This is a genomic window from Streptomyces sp. NPDC006294 (assembly GCF_042870895.1).
GTDB lineage: Bacteria > Actinomycetota > Actinomycetes > Streptomycetales > Streptomycetaceae > Streptomyces.
The window spans coordinates 1-21,935 of sequence record NZ_JBIAHV010000024.1; the positions used below are offsets into that span (position 1 = coordinate 1).

Annotated in this window: 15 protein-coding genes and 1 pseudogene; 8 read left to right on the plus strand and 8 right to left on the minus strand. The window is 67.3% G+C overall.

The features are described 5' to 3' along the window. On the plus strand, positions 1–613 hold a 613-nt coding region (locus ACFYOP_RS31320), incomplete at its 5' end, for a tetratricopeptide repeat protein (RefSeq protein ID WP_356898506.1). 33 nt (positions 614–646) lie between these two features. Here the strand turns inward: ACFYOP_RS31320 and ACFYOP_RS31325 are convergent. Continuing rightward, positions 647–1,537 carry a serine/threonine-protein kinase gene (locus ACFYOP_RS31325; RefSeq protein WP_356898507.1) on the minus strand — a complete coding sequence of 297 codons (891 nt, stop codon included), beginning with the start codon at positions 1,535–1,537 and terminating at the stop codon, positions 647–649. A gap of 78 nt (positions 1,538–1,615) precedes the next feature. On the opposite strand from ACFYOP_RS31325, the gene ACFYOP_RS31330 reads away from it, so the two are divergent. The 4 genes from ACFYOP_RS31330 to ACFYOP_RS31345 are packed head-to-tail and all read left to right on the plus strand — an operon-like array spanning position 1,616 to position 10,530. Next, the gene (locus tag ACFYOP_RS31330) at positions 1,616–3,205 is read left to right on the plus strand and encodes a PD-(D/E)XK nuclease family protein (protein ID WP_356898508.1); all 1,590 of its coding nucleotides are present in this window, start codon (positions 1,616–1,618) and stop codon (positions 3,203–3,205) included. Further along, positions 3,202–4,260 carry a hypothetical protein gene (locus ACFYOP_RS31335; RefSeq protein WP_356898509.1) on the plus strand — a complete coding sequence of 353 codons (1,059 nt, stop codon included), beginning with the start codon at positions 3,202–3,204 and terminating at the stop codon, positions 4,258–4,260. The genes ACFYOP_RS31330 and ACFYOP_RS31335 overlap by 4 nt, the downstream gene beginning before the upstream one ends. Next, positions 4,253–7,816: a hypothetical protein gene (locus tag ACFYOP_RS31340; protein ID WP_356898510.1), complete on the plus strand. Its 3,564-nt coding sequence runs from the start codon at positions 4,253–4,255 to the stop codon at positions 7,814–7,816. The genes ACFYOP_RS31335 and ACFYOP_RS31340 overlap by 8 nt, the downstream gene beginning before the upstream one ends. Continuing rightward, positions 7,804–10,530: a pPIWI_RE module domain-containing protein gene (locus ACFYOP_RS31345; RefSeq protein WP_356898511.1), complete on the plus strand. Its 2,727-nt coding sequence runs from the start codon at positions 7,804–7,806 to the stop codon at positions 10,528–10,530. The genes ACFYOP_RS31340 and ACFYOP_RS31345 overlap by 13 nt, the downstream gene beginning before the upstream one ends. 25 nt (positions 10,531–10,555) lie before the next feature. Here the strand turns inward: ACFYOP_RS31345 and ACFYOP_RS31350 are convergent, their stop codons facing one another. The 7 genes and pseudogenes from ACFYOP_RS31350 to ACFYOP_RS31380 form a co-directional block, all read right to left on the minus strand. Then, positions 10,556–11,554: a thiopeptide-type bacteriocin biosynthesis protein gene (locus tag ACFYOP_RS31350; RefSeq protein WP_356898512.1), complete on the minus strand. Its 999-nt coding sequence runs from the start codon at positions 11,552–11,554 to the stop codon at positions 10,556–10,558. Then, positions 11,536–12,768, minus strand: coding sequence for a lanthionine synthetase C family protein (locus tag ACFYOP_RS31355; protein WP_356898513.1), 1,233 nt, complete (start codon positions 12,766–12,768; stop codon positions 11,536–11,538). The genes ACFYOP_RS31350 and ACFYOP_RS31355 overlap by 19 nt, the downstream gene beginning before the upstream one ends. After that, positions 12,765–15,830: a lantibiotic dehydratase gene (locus tag ACFYOP_RS31360; RefSeq protein WP_356898514.1), complete on the minus strand. Its 3,066-nt coding sequence runs from the start codon at positions 15,828–15,830 to the stop codon at positions 12,765–12,767. The genes ACFYOP_RS31355 and ACFYOP_RS31360 overlap by 4 nt, the downstream gene beginning before the upstream one ends. A gap of 85 nt (positions 15,831–15,915) precedes the next feature. Continuing rightward, positions 15,916–16,107, minus strand: coding sequence for an FxLD family lanthipeptide (fxlA, locus tag ACFYOP_RS31365; protein ID WP_356898515.1), 192 nt, complete (start codon positions 16,105–16,107; stop codon positions 15,916–15,918). Between the two features lie 55 nt (positions 16,108–16,162). Then, positions 16,163–17,398, minus strand: a complete 1,236-nt coding sequence (gene fxlM, locus ACFYOP_RS31370; protein WP_356898516.1) for a methyltransferase, FxLD system — start codon at positions 17,396–17,398, stop codon at positions 16,163–16,165. 218 nt (positions 17,399–17,616) lie between these two features. Continuing rightward, a complete protein-coding gene (locus ACFYOP_RS31375) occupies positions 17,617–18,036 on the minus strand; it encodes a DUF6415 family natural product biosynthesis protein (protein ID WP_356898517.1) in 420 nt (139 codons plus the stop codon). A gap of 121 nt (positions 18,037–18,157) precedes the next feature. After that, positions 18,158–18,457 (minus strand): annotated as a pseudogene (locus tag ACFYOP_RS31380) (ATP-binding protein); the annotation flags it as partial. 618 nt (positions 18,458–19,075) lie between these two features. Between ACFYOP_RS31380 and ACFYOP_RS31385 the strand changes: the two are divergent. The 3 genes from ACFYOP_RS31385 (at position 19,076) to ACFYOP_RS31395 (ending at position 21,748) form a co-directional block, all read left to right on the plus strand. Then, on the plus strand, positions 19,076–19,948 hold the full coding sequence (locus tag ACFYOP_RS31385; RefSeq protein ID WP_356898518.1) for an XRE family transcriptional regulator: 873 nt from the start codon (positions 19,076–19,078) through the stop codon (positions 19,946–19,948). Then, complete coding sequence (locus tag ACFYOP_RS31390; protein ID WP_356898519.1) at positions 19,945–20,472, plus strand: GNAT family N-acetyltransferase; 528 nt, start codon at positions 19,945–19,947, stop codon at positions 20,470–20,472. Before ACFYOP_RS31385 ends, ACFYOP_RS31390 begins: the two co-directional genes overlap by 4 nt. Positions 20,473–20,704: 232 nt before the next feature. Further along, positions 20,705–21,748 (plus strand): hypothetical protein, encoded by a 1,044-nt coding sequence (locus ACFYOP_RS31395; protein WP_356898520.1) that lies wholly within the window; start codon positions 20,705–20,707, stop codon positions 21,746–21,748. Positions 21,749–21,935 lie beyond the last annotated feature (187 nt).

Sequence of the window (21,935 nt, forward strand, 5' to 3'; positions counted from 1 at the left end):
GGCCCTCACCATGCCCAAGCACCGAAACCGCGTCCCCTACCCGAAAGCTGACGACCAGCGACGTCTCATCATCCCAACTGAAAAGCGGAGGCTAGGTGCTGCCCTCGGGAGGCACATCCTGGGCGTTCTACTCCGTGAGAGCGGAGCCCCGGGTGAAGCGTTGGAGCATTTCATCGCTGCTCTGTCCGCCTTCGAGCAACTTGGTGATCTCCTCGGCCAAGGAGCCGCGCTGAACGGCATCGGAAGTGCCCGCTACGACCTCGGTCAGTACGACGCGGCTCTGGAGTACTGCCGGCGTTCGCTGACGCTGTTGGAAGGAACGGACGATCTCAACGGCCTGGCGCATCTGCTGTTCAGCATGGGCCGAGTTCGGCTCGTATTGAGAGATCACGAGGCCGCCATTGCCGACTTCGAGCGCGCTCGTAATCTGTACCGCTCCTTGACCTACGGCAGTAGAGAGGCCCGGACGCTGGTCTGGCTTGCGGCCGCCCTCCGCGGAGCCGGTCGGCCTCTGGAAGCCGAGGAGGCGACTCAGCGAGCCCAGGCACTGTTACGAGAACTGGGTGAGAGCGACCTGGACGCGGCTGTCGAGCGTATGAGGTGCCTCCCGTGACGGCCGTTCGACAAGGTGCTGGCTCCGTCCCGGTTACGGCAACGACAAGCCAAGCCGGTATGGGGTGGTCGGGTCCGGCCGGGTGGCCTTCGGGGAGGCGGGGCAGCGGGGGGTGGGCAGCATTGGCCGCAGGTAGTTCCGCAGCGCAGCCAGATCGGGGCGTTCACCTGGGTCGATGGAGACCATGGCGAGCGCGAGGCTCTGAAGCGTATCGGACATGTGAGCACGAAATCCGTTCGGGAAGGCTGGGGTGGTGGCATCTGGCGGGCCTTCCAGGCCGCTGTAAGGAAACTCGGCGCCGACCATGGCGAACAGCATGGTGCCGAGGGAGAAGACATCGACCTGCGGAGTCAGTAGTGCTTTATTGTCGTACTGCTCCGGCGGTGCATAACCCGGAGTGCCGCGAGGATCTGAGTTGATTTCCCCGATCGGCCCGGAAATGCCTACGTCTAGCAGTCTGACCTTCCCATTGGGCTGCATCATGGCATTCTTCGCGGAGACATCCCGATGTACGTAACCCTCCTTATGTACGCCGTGCAGAATATCGCAGAGCTGCGCGACGACTGAGACCGCCGCAGCCGCTGGAACTGGATGGTGGTCGCTGATCCAGGACGCAATCGTATCGCCTTGGACCAGTTCCATCACAATGTACCGGCCCCGGTGCCGCCCATAATAGCCGTCTCCCAGTACCTCAGGAATTCCTGGTACATGCCGCATGAATGTGAGCCGTTCAAGCTCGTCTTCCAAAGCGAAGGCGGCAGATGCATAGGTCTTCGTTGATTCGAAGGTGCGGGGGAATTGGGCTTTGACCGCCACTTCGCAACGGTCCAACTCGTCCCGGGCGACGAAGAGCTCACCCTCGCCGCCGTGGCCGAGCTTCCGCAGCACCCGGTAACGCCCGTCGAGAAAAGTCCCGGGAAGCACTTCATTCGCTCCGTAGTCAAAAGAGGATCACCAGCAGGTTCGACAACCTGTTCCGGGGCCTAGAGAAACGAGAGGATTATGGCAGAGACCTGGCCACCCGACGGACTGATCGGGGGATCCACCACCGTCACCCTGCGGCTAAGCATGTTCGGCCCGGAGCGGTACCGGTGCCCGGCATCCGACGTGCTGAAGGCACGAGGGATGCGGCCTCGCGTACGGCCCGCCTGGAAACCTGAGGTGCTGGATCCGTTCCCCAACGGCCCGTTCATGGCTGCGGCCGGCGAGCTCGATCGGCCAGCGGACGAATCGTCGTCGAACCCGCCGAGCGGAGGTCGACAGCGTCCGCTGCACGATGGGGTGCGCCAGTGGACCGAGCATGCGCTACTGATGTACCGGAAGGCTTTTCCCACCGACTCGGAGCCGAATTCTGCCCTGCGCCTCGCTCCCAACCCCTGGGTCTACAAGCATCAGCGAGCGGCCGGCGACGGTCAGGCCGCCGTGGAATACCGGATCACGGCTTGGGGTCGCTGCTTGGAATCCCCCGACGGTCGCCGGCGAGAGCTGCGCCTGCCGGTGGTCAAGCGCCTCCGTACGCGCAGCGACACAGAGCGCGCGATAGCCGCCCTCGTCGCGGCCGAAGGGAACCCTGATCCACGACTGGAAGAAGTCAGGGTCGTTCAGTTCGCCTTGTCCGACGGTCACACGGCTCCGATCTTCGAAGGCAGCCGGGCCGAGGCACTGACCTTGTACCGGAAGGACGGGGCGCCCGCTGTCCGCGCTCTGCTCGGCAGCCAGGAATACCGCCCCGGTACCGCCTGCGTCTCGTGTGCTATCGCGCCAGTGTGCCCGACGCTTCCGAAGACCGCGGGCTTATTGGGGACGGCCGACCGAAGTCAGCCGCGGCGCAGTTGGTCCTCGACCACCGGGCGTGGCCACCAGAGTTGCCCGGCCCGCGGCTACCTGCGCGGTCTGCGGCTCCCAGCTGACGACACCGTGGAGCGGGGCGCCGCTGCCGAGCGTGGGCGGGCGTTGCACGCCTTCCTCGCCGAGCGGCACGACCGGCAGTCGCGCACGCCCTGCACACCTGAGATCCCGACGGACTGGGTGCCCGAGGGGTACCGGCTCCCCGATGAGGAGCGGCAGCTTGGTGCCGATCTGCTGCGGCACCATGCTGAGGTCTGCCCGCTGCACACGGCCGAACCAAAGTCGGAGATCCGGATCGAGCCCAGGATGGCCTTCGACGACACCGCAGCCGACCTACTCGTCCTGGCGGAACCCGACCTGCTCTACAGAAGCGAGGGTTCATGGGTCTGGCGGGAGACTAAAACTTCTGCCAGTGACCGGCCTCGCCGCGACCTCTTGGCTGCCTACCCTCAGTTGGCCCTGGCCGTGAAGATCATTGGCAGCGGCGTACTTTCCGGCCCGCAGGCCCGGGGGCGGGTCGAACTGGAGCTGCTGCGCCCCGCCGGAGCCGATCTGCGCACCATCGATCCCTTCGCACCCGCGACCCTTGCCGTCGCCGAAGCGGTGCTGCGCGAACAGGTCGAAGGCTGGCATACGGAGACGCTGTTCGAGGCAGTGCCCGGCCCGGAGTGTGCCCACTGCGAGGTGGCGAGGTGGTGCTCGGTGCGGCAGTCGCAGCAAGTGGGCTCAGAGGAGGGCCAGTGACCGAGGACAGACAGGCCATTGCTTTGCTGGCCGCAGTGACCCGTGGCGTGCTCGAACTGACCTCGATCAACCGGTCCGCAGCACTCCGGCTCCCTTACCCACCAGGAATTCAACTTGTCTTGGACCAAATGGTGTTGTCGGGAATGACCCGCAGCCATCCGATTCCCGCCGGAGTACCGGACCTGATGCGTTGGTGTCGAGAACGAGGGCCGGAAGAATGGGTGCCAGGGTTACCGGACGAATTCCTGACCGTTGGCACCCGCCTGATTCACCCCGAGGCGGGTGAGCCTACGCGGACCTGCGTCGAGCTGGCCTCCCTCGGCCCGTACGGTGTGCCGGAGCGGGAAGCCGAAACACTGCTCGCCGAACTCGCCGCTGCCTGCGGCACCGTGGAGCGATTCGCGGTGTGCCGAGACTTCCTCATCGACCGGCCGGTCATGCTCCGTCCTGATCCGATGCAGCTGATGCAGCCGGCCGTGGCTCAGGTCTGGAATCTGGTCAAGGGACTCTACGGTCCTGTGCCCGACCGCTTCCCGGACGCCGGGCTGGTGCACTGCTGTCGCGATTGTGGGCTGCTCGCCAAGTACACCACGGCCGGGCGCCCTTGGTGTGAGGGCGGCTGTTCATCCGGAGACCGTGAACTCGAAACGTCCCAAGACTCCCAGTCGGCCCTTGCTCTTCCCTTGGCGCTCCGGCTTTTCCTGGCACTTCCCGGTCGCACCGAGCAGACAGTCCGCTCCCGGCTCACAGATCAGGTCCAGCTGCTCCCACTGGGTCTGGGCGTCCATCGCGTCACCAGCCCGGACGGAACTCTCCGGGTCTTCCAGGTCTATGACCGAGAACAACCGGGCCTGGCCGCTCTGCGGGCGGCGGAGATCGCCACGCTGCTCGACGGTCCCCTGGACATCGTGATGCCGGACGCCATGGCAGGGCGCCCCGGATGTCGCCGGCGCTTCGACCTTGCCCTACCGGTGGGAGCTCAGGTGCGCCTCGTGGCCGCGAGCGATTTCACAACACCGGGACCAGCCCATCGATCGAGGAGGAACCGTGCGTAGTACTTCCCAGTCCCTGCGCGAGGTGGTCGTCCCACTGTCGGATGCCGCCCCGAAGATGAAGACTGCCCGGATCGTCTCCTTGTGCGAGATCGAGGTGGGGCTCCTCCTCCAAGAGACATTCGCGGCAGAAGCTCCGGCAGAGGACGCCTGGACACTGTTCAGCGGGTACCCGTTCGCACGGGCTTGGCGAGCCGTCGATGCTGTTGGCGAGCGGACTCTCCGCACAGCCCGGCACACGGTGTGGACCTGGGGTCGGCGTAGGGCGTGGACCGAGGCACTCCAGGATTACCAGCTGCTCGACCGGCAGCTCAGAGGCTATGAGGTCGCCGACCTGAGTCTTCCAGCCGTCCGTCGGCGTTCGCTATCGGTGGCGCCGGACCGCTGGGACGCCTACGAACGGCTGCTGCGCGAGGCACCTGCTTTCGCCGGACGGCCCATGGTGATCGCGGCGGCCGGAGGGCACACCTTCCCGATCGGACGGCATCAGGCCACCGTTCAGCTGCCCGAGTCAGCCCTTCCCTCACCGGTCGAACATGATTTCGCGACACTGCCGGAGAACGGCGGTAAGCCACTGTCCTTCCTGTGGGGCAACCTGCTGGAGACAGCGGCGTTCATGGATTCCGTGAAGTCCGAGAACTGGGCAGGGCGGCTTGGGGCGGTCCACCTCTTCACCCGCCAGGCGGACGCGTTCCGGTGCGCGGACCGCTTTGAGGTGCGACGGATCCAGCACCTGCTGGGCATCGTCGGCGCCGGTAAGAGCACCCTGCGAGACGTGCTGGCGGTGCACATGGCCCGGCAGGGCATGCGGGCGACCATCGTCGTCGGGGACGTCGCGGAACAGCTCAAGATGGTGGAGCGGTACAACACATACGTGCCCCGATCTGCCGCGCCGGTTCTTGGCGCTTCGGGTCGCCAGCGGCACGCCGAGCGACTGCACCGGCGGTTGGCTGGCCGTGGCAGACGCAACCTGCTCGCGCACGACGATCCGGCGTTCGCATACCTGAGCACGTCCTGCGCTCTGAATGCACTCCGATACGCAGAGGGGCAGCTCGCCGACGATCTGCTGGGATTCGGCGAGGCGCCTTGCGCCCGATTGCAGAAGCCCAGCCGCCGCGATCTCGCCGGTGACCTTTGGGAACGGCGGCAGTTGGCCTGTCCTTTCTGGTCCGCCTGTCCCCGCCACCACGGAGCCCGAGAGCTGGTCGGCGCTGCCCTATGGGTTGCCACACCGCCCAGCCTGGTGGATTCCAAGGTGCCGCACCCACAGAACCCGGAACGCGTCCGGTACCTCGAACTCGCCTGTCGGCGCAGTGACCTGGTGATCATCGATGAGGCGGACCGGGTCCAGATGCAGTTGGATCGGATGTTCGCGCCGGCCATCCCGCTGATCGGCGGCGGCTCCGACACACGGTCCTTCCTGCACGATGTCAACCAGCACCGTATCCGTGAGTTGGCCGGTGCCGGCGGTATCCAGTTGTCCGACCGCGACGTGGAGAACTGGTCGGCGGCCGTCAACACCACGCAGACCGCCGCCGACCGCCTGGTGGCCATGCTCGTCCGCGATGTGGAACTGCGGAACTGGGTCAGAACTGGGTACTTCAGCGCGTGGACGCTCCAACTCCGCCTGGTGGAGGAGCGGTATCCGCTCCCGGAAGATCGTGAGGGGACGCCGGCCGAGGCATTGGGACCTGCGGTCGGGCATCGGCACCGCGCTCCGCGGCTTCGACTCACCGAGATCCTCGACGCCTTCCGGGAGAATCCGTTCGGCGACCGGCAGCGATACACCGAGGACGGCGTGGAACTCACCGCCTTGCTGGGCGAACTCCTGCACACCAACCGGCGCGAAACAACCCGCGAGCGGCTGGAGGAGATGGTATGCCGCCTTTTCGCCCTGGACCCGCTGCTGGAGCCCACGGCCGAAGCCTCTGAGCAGTACGAGGAGCTGCGCCACCTCGCGGCCGCCGAGCGGCCCCGGGCGCCGCAGCCTCCTGGAAAGAGCCGCAAGAGGGCGAGGCGGCTGAAGAAGGAACCTCTTCCGGAGAACTCTGACGACTGGCTCAAGCTGCTCGTGACCCGCTTCGAGTTCACCATGCTCCTCAGCGCCCTGGAGCCCAGACTTGCCCTGATCAACGCCATGTGGCCGCGTGTCGCGTCAGCACTCAACCTGGGCTTCAACGAGATGTACCGCAGGCCGCTCGACTACGGACCCATGGTGCCCGAGGCGCCGATGGGCAATGTGATCGGCTTCCAGTTTCTGATGGACAGCCCGGATCACGGTGGAGTGCGCACCGGGGAACTCAGGTTCTTCCGGTGCAGCGGGGTCGGCCGGGAACTACTTCGGGAGATGCCCGACCTGCCGACGGTGGATGGTCGCCCCGGTACCAACGTCCTGTTGATGTCGGGTAGCAGTTGGGCAGGCAAGTCCAGCCGCTATCACATTCCGGTGGAAATAGGCGTGATCATCGAGCCAGGCCCGGAGGACCTGGACCGGATCGCCGAACAGAGTGATTTCCGCTTCGAGTTCATTCGCAGCGGCTGCGGATGCCGCGCGGGCTGCACCTGCGATGGACAGTACGACGCGCAGCGACTCTCCGGCGAGCCACTCGATCAACGGCAGGAGATCCTGCGCCGGATGGCCGTCGCCCTCGGCGACGAAGACGCCGGAATCAGCCGTCTCCGGGAGGAGTTACAGCGCCTTCCGGAGAGTCGCCGCCACATCCTGCTGCTCGTCGGCAGTTATGAGGAATCCAAAGTCGTGGCGGACACCCTGCACACCCTCAATAGGCGGTGGAAGTGCAGGGTCCGCCGGCTGGTGTCGGACGACGATCCCGAGGCCGGCGTTTTGGGGGAGGGCGACGAGCACCACGCGCCCATCCTGCGCCGTGGCGACGTCGAGACGCTGGCCAGTACCCGCGCCGAGATCCTGGTGGCGCCACTACTAGCTGTCGAGCGCGGACACAACATCCTCGACCTAGACCGCGAGCACGCTGCGATCGGGTCGATCTACTTCCTCGCCCGACCCAACCCGCGCCCCGACGACCTCGGCCTCGCGGTACACGCGATCAACGACTGGATTGTGCGGGCCATGAGGGGCGGGGCGTTCGACGAATGGGTACGAAGCGAGCCCAGCCTCGGTCTCGGTGCCCGCAAGGTCAGGGATCTCGCTCGATCTCAGTGGTACCGGGTGCTCGCCCGGAGCATGGCATGGAGCTCCCTCGGAGATGACCGGGAAGCGATCACCTGGGACCTGCTCGTACTGATCTGGCAGGTGATCGGCCGTTCCGTGCGTGGTGCGGTGCCTACCAGGGTCGCCTTTGTCGACGCCGCATTCTCCCCCCATCTGGCCGCTGGAGGGGCGTCCCAGGAACCGGACACTCCCAAGAGCAGCCTCCTGCACAGCATCCACTCCGTCCTTGAGCCCTACTTCACCCCCGGGACCGACGTGCCTGCCGACGATCGTCACATCGTCCGGGCGCTCTACCGCCCGATGTGGACAGCCCTCGACCGCTGCCTCCATCCATCCCCCACTGAAGGGAACACCGCGTGTATCACCTGATCAGTACCACAGCCTATGAACCGGATATGGACAGGGAACCCTGGGCTGAGCAGTACCGGGTCATCAGCTTTCCCGAAGAGTGGCGGGCCGAGTTCATGGACCTCTACCGGCGGCGATGGCGCCGCCGGGAACAGCCGACGGCCTTGCCGATCAGCAAGCTCAACGACCTACTCCGAGCCACCGCTCCGGGCCTGGTGGCCACGGGCAGGGGGGCCGGCAGCAACGCCGAGGTCCCGTGGTTCTATGCGTCCGAGAAGATGCCCGCGGAGCTGATCTCCCCGCTGCTGGCTTCCTGGGCGATGACCCTGCCGCCCGGCACCGATCCCGACCCTGAGCGCATGGCCGACCATCGGGCAGCCCTCGACCGGGCCCTTGCACTGATCGACGACCACACCCCGCAGTGGCGCACTGAGTCGGTGGACCTCACGGCTGCGGATCACTCTCTGGGCGGCACCGCCCACCCCGACCGCAGGCTCTATCAACTGCTGCCCGAGCGGATCGGCGCCAGGCTTGCCTCCTCCCCGCTTCGCCTCAACGGCGTCGACCTGTCCTTCCGGCTGGTCACCCGCGACCAAGGAGTTGAGCTGGTCAGCTGGCCACCACGGTCGTACACGAAGGGAAAACGCACATGGTTCTACTCAGGACTGGTGACCGTCACCGTTCAGACGGTGCCCTTCGCCCCACGGTTCCGCGTACATGTCTCATACGGGATCCGTCGCTGGGCCACAGGATCGCCCGTATGGCTGCCGGAAGGGCATAGTGCGACCGTACTGCTCGACGCGCCGCTGCCGTGGCCAGGTGTCCACGGCCCGCGCCGACGGCTCACAGCCAATTCCCTTGCCTACGACCGCAGCCTCGGGATGCTCGCCTGGAGTCGGCAGAGTCTGGTCGGCCTGCTGCCCGAACTGGACGTGACGCGCGCCTACCCCAAGCCGTCTGATCTGGTTGCCGAACCGGTCGGGTGGATCGAAGGACAGAACGGGGTTGCAGCTGGCATCCTGCACAGCACCGCGATGGGGCGGCATGGTGTCGGCGCCGGGCTCATGCCGTTGGAACGCTCGCTGCTCGACCACTGGGTCGAGGAAGGCATCAGCCCCTTCCTGCGCCGGGTACCCGAGCTTGAACGCGTGCACCGGAAGTCCAAGCCCGTCCTGCTGCCCACCTCCCCGACGAAAGACCAGGCGGAGCAGGAGAAGCGGGCCCGGAACCGAATCCAAGCCCGCCGGGACGCGGTGCGCGCGACCCTCGACGGGCGGCCGCTGTTGGTGGACGTACTCTGGCAGACCGAGGAGACCCGGGACGCTTTGGTCGCGGCGCTTCGTGAGTGGCTGGGCCTCTCTGCCGGATCCTGCGGAGTGGATGGTGAACACGACTGGCAGGACGGCGAGCTGCGAGTCAGGTTGCGTACCCGTCCGCTCGGGACCCTGGGCGCCCCACTTGAGGTCATCCGGAAGTCCGGCCACAAACGAGCGCAGGCGCTCGCTCAGGCCGTACGGGAGCGCGCTGCACGGACGGCTGGCCACTTCGTCCCCCCATCGGCCTCGGAAGGGCTGGTGATCGTGGAGACGCTCGGTCCCGAGCGCTTCCCAGTCCGGGACTCCGATCCCAAGTCTGCACTCCGGCTCGGTTGCGCCGTGGCCCGTCGAGTCAGCCAGTTCATCGTGGTTCCGGAAGACTCTGACGGGGCCGTGGCCCATCGCGCCAAGTCCGCCGTAGCCGACGGGATGCGCCAACTCGGTGCTGTGGTCCCGCCGGACCAGCGGCTGGACGACAAGCTGGCGGATGGCCTTCAGTACCTGGAGCTCTGGTACGTCCGGTGCCAGGCAGACGGTCCGACCCGACAGGCGGGACAGCGCTTGGTTGCTCTCCGCATCCGGCCACGCGATCCTGTACATCCGGTGTGTGGCTGGGACGACACCCGCAAAAAGTGGCTCCCATACGCCCAACTATTGCTTGCCCTCGCTGCTGACGAGTTCACGTCGGACCACCCGACGCAGACCCGATCAGCCCGGGCCTTCTCCACCCAGGATGAGTGGCGTGACGAGGTCGAGCGCCAGGTCAGGTCACTGCTCTACCAAGTACGCGATCGACCGACCCTGCTCCTGATAAACAGCGGCAACCTACGTGGGGTATGGCCCGGCCTGAACAACGGACAACTGGTCAGGGACATGGTGACTTTGCACGGGGAACAGCTGACGCGGCTCGCGCTCTATGGAGGCGGCTTGCGAGCGGTGTTGATTCGGGACGCCAACAGTCGTGGCGAGACGCCCGAGTGGTATGCGCCCGGCGAGACCGACGAGGAGCCGCCAGGGTTCTCCGCTGGCCTCTGGGCCGCCCGCGAGGCGAGCCCGGACAACCGTGTGTTCGTCAGCACCGTCGGTAAACCGCCGACGGCAGGCACGGTGCGGCGCGACCTACGCAAACTGGTACCCGACAAGGACTGGCCCCACGGCCCTGCGGCTACGGCCTGGAATCCACAGGCATTGGAACTCACCGTGCTGGGATGTCTGTCGGAGGCAGCTCTGGCTGCGGGGGGAAGCCCCGGCGCGACGCCAGAACGACCCGCAGTAATTGCGGCAGCCGTCCACCAGCTGCGCTTCCACGACGAGTACCACCCGCTTGCCCGGCCGCTCCCGCTGCACCTGGCGAAACTCGCCGAGGAGTACTTCTTACCACTGGCTCCAGCCCCGGCAACCGAGCAGGTCGACGAATAGACGTTGCTGAGCCGGAGGTGCCGTGCTAGCCCTCCTTGTGCCCATTGCCGCACAGAATCGCTGCTCTGGCTGCCCAAGCCAGAATGCTCTGCCCTCGCATTGATAGCCCGAGTCGATTCCAGTGAAAAATCACGTGGTAGCTGAGCACCTGTCGCAGCCCGCGGTCGAGTGTTCCGTCTCGGACGCCGTCGGCGAGGGCTTGGCCGGCGTTGTGAAATGCGGCGACCCACTCGGCGACAGGTTCCAGTGGGCCCCCGGGGCGCAGCAGGACGTCACTGTGGGCGAGAAGCAGAGGACGGATCTCCTGGACTCGGGCGTCGAGCTGTTCCGGCGGAACGTCGCTGACGGCCGAGCGGTGCTCCGTCGTAATGACGCGGTCCCAGACATCGCCCTGCTCGTACCACTCCAGTCGGGCGGCGCGCATCATGATCGTGCACAGGAGGACGGACAGTTCCCTGGGCCCGACGGTGAGATCGTCGCGCTGGCGCAACAGCTGGATCTCTCGGCTATCGGTGACGAACAGGGCGTGCGCGGCCGTCATGCTGGTCTTCCCGCCGAACGCTGGAGTCTCCGGTTCGTAGATGCCGGGCCACCAGCGCTGAAGGTGTCCGTCGGAGACGAGGCGGTCGAAGCCGTCCCCGATCGTCAGCTTGGCGCCGCCCGCAGGCTGGACCCGGAGGCGCAGCCGCCAGCAGGGGTGCTTTCTGGTGTACCACCAGTCGTCGATCGCGCGGGCGGCTTCCGCCTCGCGCAGGATGGGCAGGACGTGCGTGGTGAAGGTGGTGTCGGCGTTCGGCCAGTCGGTGAAGTGGAGGTACGTCTGCCACCAGTCGGTGATGGCTGCGTGGCGGGCCAGGGCTTCTCGGCCGGCCTGGTCGTAGACCGCGACCGCGTCGGAGAGGACCACAGGGTCTATCCGGTACTGCTGCGCCGCGTCGGCGAGCGGCAGGCCGGTCAGGACGGCGAGGACGGCGTGCTGCGTCGGACTCGGCTCGGTTGTCTGGATCAGTTGATCAAGAGACATGTGTCCCATCCAGTGCTCGGCGCCTGCTGCGAGGCGAGCGTGGTGAGGGCGAGTGCGGTGCCGGCGGCACCGTTGATCAGGCCGGGATCCGAGAGGGAGCTGGGCCGGCCGGATGCGGCGAGGGCGTCACCAAAGCGTTCCGGGAGGGCGTGAAGCCGCGGGTCGAGAGCGTCTGCGGCTGCGCGGTGAGCGGTCTGGTAGATGCCCGCCCATCCATGGCAGAGACCGCTGTCGGTGACCAGGGCGAGTTGCGCGGGATCGGACAATGTCCGGTACAGGGCGTCCTCGTAGAACTTCTGGAGCGTGGGTGAGCGCAGGGCGATCCCCGCGAGCTGCCCTGCCCGTGCGATGCCTGTCGTGCCGTAGCACCAGCTCGGACGGGCGGGGGCGTCGTGATGTGGCTGACTACGGTCGAGGTCGCGCCGGCAGATGTGCTCTGGCCACCACGGGCCGGAAGCGCCGTGCTGACACCAGGCGTCGAGGTGGGCGCAGATGGTGAACATGGCGTCCCGGTGGCCATGGACGGTGACGCCTCGGCGCATGGCCTGGGCCAGGAGGAGGAGCGGGCCTGCGATGCCGTGGGCCGCGCCGAAGTTGCCGTGCCCGCCCGGGAAGTGGGGCGACTCGCCGCGCGCCGGGTCATGGCGGACCCACCAGCCGGGCAGCCCGCGCCCGTCAGCGGCGAGCGGCCGGGTAAGGGCGACGAGGTACTGCAAGGTCCTCTCCAGGGCTGAGCCCTCGGGCTCGGTGCGCAGGAGGTAGGCGCCGATCCCCGTGAGGCCGTAGAAGAGGTCGTACTCCGCGAAGGTCGGCAGGTCTCCCTTGCCGATGCGGGCGAGCGCGGCGTCCACGCGGCGGTTGGCGAGGTCGGTGATGTGCTGGTGCAGGGTCGTGCGCGCCGAGGCGTACAGATGCTGGTATGCCGGAGGAACGGCGGTGAGGACGAAGCCGACGGCCGGGGCGCCGAGGAACAGGCCCGTCTGGTCGTCCGCGCTGATGGGTCCGGAGGCCGCACTCGTGATCCACCGGTGGGCGGAACGCCAGGAGCCGCCGTACCTGCTGGCGATCTCGATGTGCAGCAGGCTGATTCCGGCAGCGCCGTCGGCGAGCGACTGCACTGTCCAGGGCTCCTCCGGGGGCGGGGGAGGAGGCTCAGCCAGATCAGCTGTGTACTGCTCCAAGATTGTTGCGGCGGTGGTTGCCAGCGTGGTCATCGGTCCGCCATCCGGTGCTGGAGGGCGGCTGTTCGCACGAGTCGAATCGTGGTCTCCTCGGCGCGCGGATTGACGCCAAGAGCTCGGACGTGGTGTTGGTGCAGCAGTGACCGGGCGACGTCGAGCGGATCGCGCTTACCGACCAATGCCGTCCGGTAGGCGTCCACGGCGGCGGCGCGGGCCCGCCACGCATCGGTGACCTGCCTGCCCCCGGGGAGGGACGCGAGCGCAGAGGCACCGTTCGGCCCGGTGAGTTCGAGCACTTGGCCGCGCAGGGTCCGGTCCAACCGTCCGGTGCCCTGGGGAAGGTTGCCCACCAGCCACTCTTCGGCTGCCGCAGCGTTCGATGCCAGGCGAGTCACGAGGTGTAGGGCGCTGGCGGCAGCGAGGGCCTGTGGGGCGAAGGCATCGGTGCGTTCGGCGAGCTGAATCTGCGCAAGGGCGGCGGCGGAGTCTGCGGCGAACACCTGGTGCGCGGCATCCATGGCCGGCCCGTGGCCGAAGCGTCCGGTCTGCGGCTGGTACGGGGCCAGGGCGAGTCCGGACGCGAGTCCCATCGTGTGCAGGCTGTCGGCCCACGCACGCACGTGCCGTGCGCCGACTCCGTACGAGTCCGGCGACAGGAGCAGGGTGAGGTCGAGGTGCTGATCGGCGTCCGGCCGGGCCATCTTCCGGTGGCGGGTGAACCACCAAGTTGGCGGCTCCTCCCCGAACGCGGCGAGCAGGTGCGGGAGATGGTGGCTCAGGATCTCGTCGTGGCGGCCCGGATGGGAGTGGAGCTGTGCGTGAAGAGCGTCGCCGCCGCCCGGCAGATGCCGCTCGGCGCCCGGCGACGTAGTGGAGCGCGGCCGGGGCACGTACGGGGTGTCCGGCTCGGAACGGCGCACCGAGAGCCAGATCTCGTGTGCCCGTCCGATCCAGCCGTGGGCGTCTGCGTCCGGTACCTCGCGCAGCTCCACGCGCCGGGCGTTGTCGAGGTGGGCGCGCAGGACCCGGAGGTGGACCGGGTGGGACAGGTCGAGCGGGAGGCGCTGGTCGTACTCGATGACGGCGACCTGCATCGGGACCCGCAGCCGGTCCCGCCAGGCAGTGAAGGCGTCCTCCCACTCCTGCCTCGGGGCTTTCCGGGCGGGCAGGTCTTCCGCCACCAGTAGCCATCGCGCCTGCGTGAGGATGGTACGGCGGTAGCGGACCCGAGGGAGGTACGGGAGCCGAGAACCGGCGCCGAAGTCGAACGGCTTGTATGCGGCGTACCGTCCGTTGGCCACCTCGGCCAGGAACCGGGCCAGCGGCGGGGTCTGGGTTCCGCCTTCCAAGGCGTGCAGGACCCGCACGTCGATGAGCCGGCCGGTGGAGAGCTGCACGAGATGGAAACTGCGCGGGTCGGCGGTGACGGCGATGTCGGCGAGCTGGATCGTCGTCTCGTCGCGCTCCTGGGGCCCGGACAGCTCGATGATGTGCGGCAGGAGTCGCGATGTGCGGGTGACGTTCTCGTTGCGGTGCCGACGCGGTGGGAACACGAGCTGCGCCGTGAGGCGGTCCGGTGCCCCGCGATAGCTGGTGGCGAGGGCGTCTTGGTGCTCGGGCGGCAGGACGTGGGCGAACCGGCCCGCCATGCTGCTGCCGGGGCGGGGCGCCGCCGTGAGAAGGAGGTCGAACGTGCCGCTGGACAGCGCCCGGGTGCTGGAGGCGTGGATCTCGAAGGCGGCCTCCACTCGGGGCACGAACAGCCGCTCGTCCGTTCCGGCGGCCTTCTCCAGGGCGTGGACCATGTCGTCTGTCAGCCGCAGTTCGTCGCGGCCGTCGAGGAGGACTTGCTGCATCAGCGAGAGCAGCAGCTCGTCGCGGTCGGTGCGCACCTTCAGGGAGGCTCCGCGTTCGGAGCCGACGTATCCGGCGGGCAGCCCGAGGCCGCTGTCGGCGACCAGGTCCATCACCGGCACCAGGGCGCCGACGCCGTACCGGGCCCGGAACCGGCGATGGTAGTCGCGCCAGTGCTGATAGCCGTAGGGCTGCGGGGTGGTCCGGTAGAGAGCTGACACGGCTGCCTGCGCTTCCGCGATCACGGCCTGCGGAAGCTGGGTCTCGCAGTCGAGGGCGGTGTCAATGAGCAACGGTGTCGGCGTGACGGTGGTGAGGGCGCGCATCCGCGCGACGATGGCGCTCACGCTGGCGTCGGAGAGCGTCGGCTGGTGGGCGGATACCTCGTCGCGTAGCGCGTACAGCTCGTGGACCAGGTCCCGCACGTCGGGGATGCTGTCCGCGTCGTGTTGTTCCAGTTCGTGGCACAGGTGCTGGAGGGGGTCCACCGTGGTCATGGGTGCCCACAGGCTGGTGATGAGGAACTGCTGCTCGACCAGGCTGGTGAGAAGTGCGTCGATCTGTTCCAGTGTGGCCCGCGGGAAGTTGTCGCGCAGGTGGCCGTGCAGGGCGCCGTAGGGGATGGGAGCGCGGGCGGCGTCCATGGCGGCGGCCACTGGCCTGGCATTACGGACGGATACCTCGACCGGGGCCAACAGGACGGCGTGCCCGTCGGAGGGCGGGCCCGGCGCCACGAGCCGATCGCCCCGCGTGTGGGCGGCGTTGTTGGCGACGAGCGGGAGCCGCGCCAGTAACGCGGGGATGCGCTGGAGTCGGAGGACTATGTCGGTGACCCATTCGGAGTCCGGCCGGATCAGCACGCGGTGCTTGTCGCGCCACCGCGCGCTTGCCCTGGGCCCGACCGTCACCGGAGCGGTGCCGGCGAACAGGCCCAGCGGGGTCGGCCGGTGTTGCCACCGCAAGAGGTAGGAGACCGTCGATACCGCGGTGCGGCGGACGTGACGCGGCTCGGACTGCCGGCCTTGGACGACTGCTTCGATGGCGTCGGACAGGACGGGGGTGGCCAGTTCCAGTGCGTTGCGGAAGCCATCGCATTCCCAGACGCGGTTCAGCCACCCACGAGTGACGGCCACGTTGTCCAGGTCGAGAGTGCGGGGGAGGTCTGCCGGTCCGGTGCTGGTGGTGGCGCGCAGCATGGCGGCGCCCTGCCATCGGTAGTCGGCGACTGCTCGGGAAACCATGGGCCCTCCGTCTGACGGGGCGAGTGAGGGGCCGATGGGCCGAGCGGAGCACTTCGCTCGGCCCATCGGCAGGGAACGGCCTGGATCAGGCCGGGTCCTCCGTGAAGGAGCCGCAGGCGGAGGCGCCGGTCGCGCAGGTGGTGCCGCAGCCGTCGCCCGTGGAGCACATAAGCTTGCCGTACGCGTGCTCGGCGATGACGACCTTCACGTCCAGGGGTGCGAAGTCGTCGTCCAGGCCCGCCAGCGGGGCGGGAGGGGCCAGAGCGGCGCTCGTCATGTTCGTGCCCTTCTTCTTGGTGTCCGGATGGTGTGGAACAACCTGGCTTCCGGCGTTACGCCGAGGGCCAGGAGAGCGAGACCCGGCTGTGCACCTTGTCGATGACCCGGTCGGCCGGGATCTGGTCATCAGAGGTGTTGGCCGGATAGACCCGGATGACCGGGCTGGGGCCCCCGCGCCGGCTGGCCTCCCAGTCGCGGAGCACGTCGGCGACCTGGTCGGCGAACTGCTTCGCGTTCGGGCCGAGGGCGTGCACGCCGTATTCGATGTGCTTGTTGTCCTCGGTGCGGCGGGTGACGAGGTAGGCGAAGGTGTCGTCCTCGACGGCGGCGAGGGCGAACCGCTTGTTCACGGGGGCGACCAGGCCCGTGTCCAGGTCCTCGTCGACGGCCATCGTGCAGAAGCCGGGCAGGCTGATGGCCATGGCCATTTGGAGGGTGTCGATGAGTTCCGAAAGGCCGATGACGACCCCTGTCCACAGCTCGTGGCGCGGGAACGTGACCGCGTTGTCCAGTCGGTGTGGGTCGGCCGGTAGCCCGTCGTCGAACTTCAGCCCGATCTCCGGTGTGCCGTTGACGAGAAGAAGTTCTTCCCGGTGGGCTGTCGAGCCCTGCATCGGGACGAAACCGCAGATGAGCGCCGACACGCTCTCCAGGTAGGGACCGTGTTCGCCCGGGATCTGGGTGAAGGCGACCGACCGGGTCAGGCCACGCATCCGCAGCGGCACCACAAGCCGACCGCCCTGCTTGAGCTGCGCGGTCCACGCCGGAGCGATGTCCCAGGCTCCGGCAGTCACCATGACGACGTCGACCTCGCCGAGCTCCGGAATGGGCTCGGCGGCGTCGGCGGTAAGGACGCGTACCCGGTCGTAGCCGTGCTCGTTCAGGAGCCGGTGCGCCCGCTCGGTGACTACGGGGTCGATGTCCACGGTGACGACCTCGCCGTGCTCGCCCACGAGCTCGGCGAGGTAGGCGGCGTTCAGCCCGCCCGAACCGATCTCCAACACGCGCATGCCGGGCTTCACCTGGGCCTGCTCCAGCATCATCGCCTGGATCTGCGGGGCGGAGACGGAGCTGAGCTGCACACCGTGCTCGTCCGTCTTGGTGATCACTGCCGCGTACGTGTCGTACGCCTTGTCCAGCGGGGTGTCGGGAATGAACGCGTGCCGAGGCACCTTGCGCATGACGGCTTCGATCTCCGAGGAGGAGATGTCGCCGCCTGCGCGCAACTCGTCCACCACCTTGTTCCGGAGACGGGTCGCTTCGTCGGGCTCGACGGTCGTGTTCGTCATGGACTTCCTTCAGTCGTGCGTATGGGGGATGCAGGCCGGCGGTCGCGTGCCGGATGGGTCGGGTAATCCAGGGGAGAGCGCGCTCGGTTCTCGTCGGCTGACCGACAGGGCCGCGCTGGACGGCGAGCTGGGAGGCCCACGCCCGCGGAGGGCTGCCCGGCGGGCCGGTTCGTGTCGACCAGCCCGCTGGGTGGCTCGCGGGTGGCAAGGGGCGTACGTCACTCGATCTCCTTGATGTAGCGAGCCTCGATCAACACTTCGATCAGGTCAGCGGTCACGAAGGCGAGACGGCGGGCGAGTCCAACAGCCTGTCGATAGATAGCCGGAGTGGGCTCCTCCAGCAGAGGAACTCCTCGCTCGACAAGGCGGGTCATCTCGGCACTGGGCGGGAAGCTGTCGTCAGCCACCGTGATGTCGCTGAGCTGCTTCAGGTGTCTGCGGAGGCGGCCGAGCAGGGCGACAGCCGTTGCAACAGGTGGCGGCTGACTGCCGATCGCCGCGTCGAGGTCGTCGAAGACCTCCTCGATGTCGAGGGGTTCCCACGCCCGGAACCGCTCCAGCACGAGCCGTAAACCGTCCGCGTCGAGCGGTGGCGTCCACTCCTGGGCTGGAGGTTTCGGAGCCACTGCGGTGCTCACCGCTCCTCCCCCACCGGAGTCTCGACCACAGCCCAGGTGTCCTTGCCCACGAGTGCATGTCGTAGCCCCACTGCGAACTCATCGCCGCGACCAGACTCAGACCCCGGCCGCTCTCAGCGTTCAGGTCGGCCGTTTTCAGATGGGGAGCGTCGTGCGAGCGGTCGGAGACTCCGATGCGGACGGCACCGTTGCTCGGTCGCTCGATGTGGATTCGCGACACCGGGGTCTCGGTGTGCTCGACGGCGTTGGCCAGCAGTTCAGTGACGATGATTTTTCCCCAGCCGGTCACGTCGTCGTCCATGCCCCAGACCGCCAGCACCTGGGAGATGAAAGCGCGGGCGAGGCTCACGGACTCACGTACGCAGGGCACCTCTGCGGCGTAACCCGGGGAGTCGATCGCATTCGGTTGAGCGACGGTCATGGTCACGAGGTCTTTCCCTCCGGCTGGGGTTCCCGGTCCGGACAAGCAAGGCAGGACCGGGCTTTCCTCCGTGCCGCCGCACCAAACTCGGCTTGGCGACCGATGACCAGTCAACGAGCGACGAGCGCAGCGCAACAGGAAGAGTCCCGGATCCGTACACGCCACCAACCGGAAGACTTTGCGTTTCCATTACCCAAGCTCTAGGTGTCAGCGTGACGGTGGAGCTACGTTCGGTGCATGGGAGGAAATCTCGTTCTTCAGGACCGGCTTGATCAACTCGGTCTGACGCAGGAGGAGTTGGCGGCACGCCTGAACGCCGCGCTACAGGAGATCACCGGTCGGCCTGGCGACATCTCCTCCCGGACGGTGCGCAACCTGCTTAACGGATCAAGCCGACGCCCAATCGGACGCACTTGCGCCGCACTTGAGCGTGTGTTCGGCTGCCCCGTGGCGGACTTAGGGTTCAGCGCACCCAGCTCCATGCAACATCCCCCGGAGGGCCCCGTGCGGCGTCGCGACTTCATCGCTTCCACCACCGGGACGGCAGCCGCAGTCGTTCCCGTGGTCAAGCAACGTCGGTCGGTGGGCATGTCGGACGTGGCCCGAGCATCGGCCGGCATGAACCAGCTCGTGGAGGCCGACGACCGTCAAGGCGGGCACGCCTCCCTGGCGACCGCAGCCCTCGAAGCTCGCGCCAAGGTACTGGAGCTTCAGCAGCGGAACGCCAGCGAACGTGTACGCCGTGCCCTGTACGCCCTCGCGGCCGAGTTCACCACCGTCGCCGCCTGGTCGTGCATTGATCTACGTGACCTGGACAAGGCTCGGACGTACCTGCATGAGTCGTCCACGTTCGCCGGCCTCTCCCAGGACCCACCCACGGTCATGCGCGTGTGGGTCAACATGGCCATGCTCGCCTACCAGCGGAAGAACTGGCCGGAACAACTCGCGGCAGCTCAGGCGGCCAACGCCTCCCCAGCCGCCCGTAGAGACCCGTTCTTCGGCTCCATGGGCCGCGTCCGTCTCGCGCTCGCCCACTCGTCGCTGGGAGACCTGCGGGCCGCTCGCCGGTCCCTGGGCGCAGCGCAGGAGAACTACCGGAAGGCGGCCGAGGACGAGCGTCCTCGATGGACCGCGTTCTACGGGCCGGCGGAACTCAACCACCTCGCGGCGATCATCCTCAACCACAACGGGGAGCCCGCCGACGCCGAGGCGATGGCTCACCGGTCCCTGGCCAAGATCCCGGCGGAGTTCCAGCGCAACCGCGCGCTGGCCACCTGCCAGCTCGCCCTGGCGCAACTCCGCCAGGGCGAGCCCGAGCAGGCTACGGCGACCGCGGGCACCGTCTTCACGATCATGGAGGGAGCTCCACTGCCGGGGCGCATGCGCACCCTGATCGGAGACTTTCACCGAGACCTGTTCCGGCTGGCGCCGTCCACGACGTACGCCCGCGACTGGGCAGACCGCATGCGAGATGAATGGAGCCGAACGTGACCAGGGTGATCGACCTGCGGCACTACGGACAGGAAAGCCTCCCCGAGGGCTTCAAGCAGATGCTGATCGACGTGCACGCCGACGCCTACGCCGACGCGATGGGCAACGAGTTCAACCAGCGGTTCCCGTGGTTCGTCGATCACTGGTCAGGAATGGACGGCTTCACCTGCGTCGTCGCCTTCGAGGGCGACGAGCCGACCGGCTTCGCGTACGGCGCCCCGCTCCAGCCGGGCCGTGAGTGGTGGCGTTCCACGGCGTTCGCGCCGAACAACGGCTACACCGCGACCTACGCCGTCTCCGAAGTCATGGTGCGCCCGCAGTGGCGGGGGCAGGGGATCTCGGAGCGGCTCCACGAAGCCCTGCTGAAGGAACGCGGTGAAGACCTTGCGGTGCTCCTGGTCGACGTGACGCACCCGAAGGTTCAGGGTCTGTACGAGACGTGGGGCTACGAGAAGGCGGGCGAGCAGCAGCCCTTCGCCGACTCCCCGGTTTACGCGGTCATGGTGAAGAGGTTGCACCCGTGAGCAGTTCCGCTCCAGAGTCGCCCACGTACGACATCATTTTTTAACAGTTCGTGATCGCTGCGGCAGGGGCGAGCATTGTCGGTGAGTTCGGATTGGCCGATGGAGAGGCGACCATATAGTGGCCGTATACGTAAGCCGGAACCGGACGGATGCATCGCCAAAGCGAGCTGCGGAGCCGGACAGTGAGTTCTTCGAGAGAATTGCCGGGCCTTTTTGGGATCAGGTAAGGGATGTGATCAACGAGTGGTGGTCGCATCTTCCGGCCCAGTCTCGCCCCGGCATGCGTAGTAGGCTGCTGGACCGTAACTCTGGCACGAACCTCTTCTCGGCGTTGTGGGAGCTCTACCTGCACGAAATGCTGATCGGCTCCGGCTGCAAGGTGGCGATCGAGCATAGTGTCGGAACTACGGGTAAGAACCCCGACTTCCTTGTTAGTCGAGAGGGTGAACGATTCGTCGTCGAGGCGATCTGGTCGGCCCAGCGCCTGGCTGACATGGGTGAACAAATCCCACCCCCGTTGATCGACGCCATCGATAATGTGCCCAGCCCCAACTTCTTCCTGTCGTACTCCGTTCACGCGATGGGTGCGGCAGCGCCTTCGCAGAAGCGGTTGAAGAACGGCTTGGTGCAGTGGCTCAGCAGCCTGGACCCCGACCAAGTCATCGCAGACTGCGAGCGTAAAGTGCCACTGCCAAGGCATACCTGGCAGGAAGCCGACTGGAGCCTGTCATTCGAGGCGATACCCCGAAGTCCTGGAAAGCGAGACGACCCGGCAGCCAGGGCAATTGGGGTTTACCCCTCGATTAGCTGGCTCGATGTCGGGTCGGATCGGGTGCTCGACGCGGTCAAGAAGAAGGGGAGCAGGTATGGTGACTTGGGGATGCCATTCATCGTGGCGGTGGGCCACGCGGCTTTCTTTCCTGAGAACCGAGATGTCGAGACAGCGCTATACGGGGCCTCGGTCGAGTATGTCCACACCGGCACTCCGGTCGTCGGTCGTCTATCCAACGGCTATTGGAACTCCACCTATGATCACGCCCACGGAAAAGTCAGCGGCGTTCTCACCGTCGACAACCCAGCACCGTGGACCTGGGCAAAGAACACTCCCGTTCTTTGGCACAGCTCGGATCCCGCCTCGCTTCCGGCCCCCGTCCTGCCCTCCTGGGCTACTGCACAGCTCGCCGACGCCCAGGTCGAAAGGCACATGCCAACCTGCCCCATCCAGGATGTCCTCGGCCTCCCCCAGCTTTGGCCAGTCGGTGATGCCTTTCCCTGACGGCTGCCGGGGCAGCACAGCAACCGGTCTCGCCAGCTCATCCGGCCGCCGGATCCCGAGTCCATCCGGCTGACAGGTAAAGGCGCTCGTGAAGATCCGCCTCACGAGCGCCTTTCGTAGTTCCGGACGGGGAAGTGCACGTCAGTGACCTGGACGCAGGCGTTTCACGTCCGTCGGCTGGAGTTGA

Excerpts from the sequence above, each read along its gene's own strand:
- ACFYOP_RS31330 (WP_356898508.1), top strand. The coding sequence starts at position 1,616 with ATGGCAGAGACCTGGCCACCCGACGGACTGATCGGGGGATCCACCACC.
- ACFYOP_RS31350 (WP_356898512.1), bottom strand. The coding sequence starts at position 11,554 with ATGTCTCTTGATCAACTGATCCAGACAACCGAGCCGAGTCCGACGCAG.
- ACFYOP_RS31355 (WP_356898513.1), bottom strand. The coding sequence starts at position 12,768 with ATGACCACGCTGGCAACCACCGCCGCAACAATCTTGGAGCAGTACACA.
- ACFYOP_RS31360 (WP_356898514.1), bottom strand. The coding sequence starts at position 15,830 with ATGGTTTCCCGAGCAGTCGCCGACTACCGATGGCAGGGCGCCGCCATG.
- fxlA (WP_356898515.1), bottom strand. The coding sequence starts at position 16,107 with ATGACGAGCGCCGCTCTGGCCCCTCCCGCCCCGCTGGCGGGCCTGGAC.
- fxlM (WP_356898516.1), bottom strand. The coding sequence starts at position 17,398 with ATGACGAACACGACCGTCGAGCCCGACGAAGCGACCCGTCTCCGGAAC.
- ACFYOP_RS31385 (WP_356898518.1), top strand. The coding sequence starts at position 19,076 with ATGAACCAGCTCGTGGAGGCCGACGACCGTCAAGGCGGGCACGCCTCC.